Annotated in this window: 3 protein-coding genes; all 3 read left to right on the forward strand. The window is 43.0% G+C overall.

The window, feature by feature from the left end; translation table 11 throughout:
• Positions 1-1,029, forward strand: a 1,029-nt coding sequence (asnS, locus tag GMD4S_RS12060) for an asparagine--tRNA ligase (protein ID WP_000431059.1), incomplete at its 5' end; no start/stop codon positions are given.
• A gap of 148 nt (positions 1,030-1,177) precedes the next feature.
• Positions 1,178-1,468, forward strand: coding sequence for a 30S ribosomal protein S6 (rpsF, locus tag GMD4S_RS12065; RefSeq protein WP_001151783.1), 291 nt, complete (start codon positions 1,178-1,180; stop codon positions 1,466-1,468).
• A gap of 11 nt (positions 1,469-1,479) precedes the next feature.
• A partial coding sequence (locus GMD4S_RS13220) for a single-stranded DNA-binding protein (RefSeq protein WP_000609588.1) occupies positions 1,480-1,589 on the forward strand: 110 nt, incomplete at its 3' end.

The raw sequence follows: 1,589 nt of genomic DNA on the forward strand, positions 1-1,589 counted from the left end.
GGTGAATCTCAAGACTACCCAATCACACCAAAAGAACACGGAACAGACTTCTTGATGGACAACCGTCACTTGTGGCTCCGCTCTCGTAAGCAAGTAGCAGTGATGCAAATCCGTAACGCTATCATCTATGCAACTTATGAGTTTTTCGACAAGAACGGCTTCATGAAATTTGATAGCCCAATTCTTTCAGGAAACGCGGCTGAAGATTCAACAGAACTCTTTGAAACAGACTACTTCGGAACGCCAGCCTACTTGAGTCAATCTGGTCAGCTTTACCTAGAAGCAGGGGCTATGGCTCTTGGTCGTGTATTTGACTTTGGTCCAGTATTCCGTGCTGAAAAATCAAAAACGCGTCGTCACTTGACTGAGTTCTGGATGATGGATGCGGAGTACTCCTACTTGACACACGATGAGTCACTTGACTTGCAAGAAGCTTATGTTAAAGCCCTTCTTCAAGGTGTTCTTGATCGTGCGCCTCAAGCCTTGGAAACCTTGGAACGTGATACAGATCTCTTGAAACGCTACATTGCAGAGCCGTTCAAACGCATCACTTACGATCAAGCCATTGACCTTTTGCAAGAGCATGAAAATGATGAAGATGCTGACTACGAGCATCTTGAGCATGGCGATGACTTTGGTTCACCACACGAAACATGGATTTCAAACCACTTTGGTGTGCCAACATTTGTCATGAACTACCCAGCAGCTATCAAGGCCTTCTACATGAAACCAGTTCCTGGAAATCCAGAGCGCGTGCTTTGTGCAGACTTGCTGGCACCAGAAGGTTACGGAGAAATCATCGGTGGATCTATGCGTGAGGAAGACTACGATGCTCTTGTAGCTAAAATGGAAGAACTGGGCATGGATCGTACAGAATATGAATTTTACCTTGACCTTCGTAAATACGGCACAGTTCCACACGGAGGATTTGGTATCGGTATCGAACGTATGGTAACCTTCGCAGCTGGAACCAAACATATCCGTGAAGCCATTCCATTCCCACGTATGTTGCACCGTATCAAACCATAAACTAGTAAAAAGAAGATATTTTCATCTTCTTTTTTCACTTTTATCTTGCTATCTATCAGTTTTTCTAGTATAATAGTTTATTGTGAGCAAACCTCACTTACCCCTTGCAAAGACTAGGGGTCATTAGACCAAAAGGAGGAACATATCAATGGCTAAATACGAAATTCTTTATATCATTCGTCCAAACATTGAAGAAGAAGCGAAAAACGCTTTGGTAGCACGTTTTGACTCTATCTTGACTGACAACGGTGCAACTGTTGTTGAATCAAAATCATGGGAAAAACGTCGTCTTGCATACGAAATCCAAGATTTCCGTGAAGGACTTTACCACATCGTTAACGTTGAAGCAAACGACGACGTAGCTCTTAAAGAGTTTGACCGTCTTTCAAAAATCAACGCTGACATTCTTCGTCACATGATCGTCAAACTTGACGCGTAAGAAGGTAAATTATGATTAACAATGTTGTACTTGTAGGGCGTATGACACGTGACGCTGAGTTGCGTTATACCCCATCAAATGTAGCAGTTGCGACTTTTACTCTTGCAGTAAACCGTACATT

The sequence above is a fragment of the Streptococcus sp. GMD4S genome (genome assembly GCF_000296955.1).

Coding starts and splice junctions, on each gene's coding strand:
- rpsF (WP_001151783.1), top strand. CDS start 1,178: ATGGCTAAATACGAAATTCTTTATATCATTCGTCCAAACATTGAAGAA.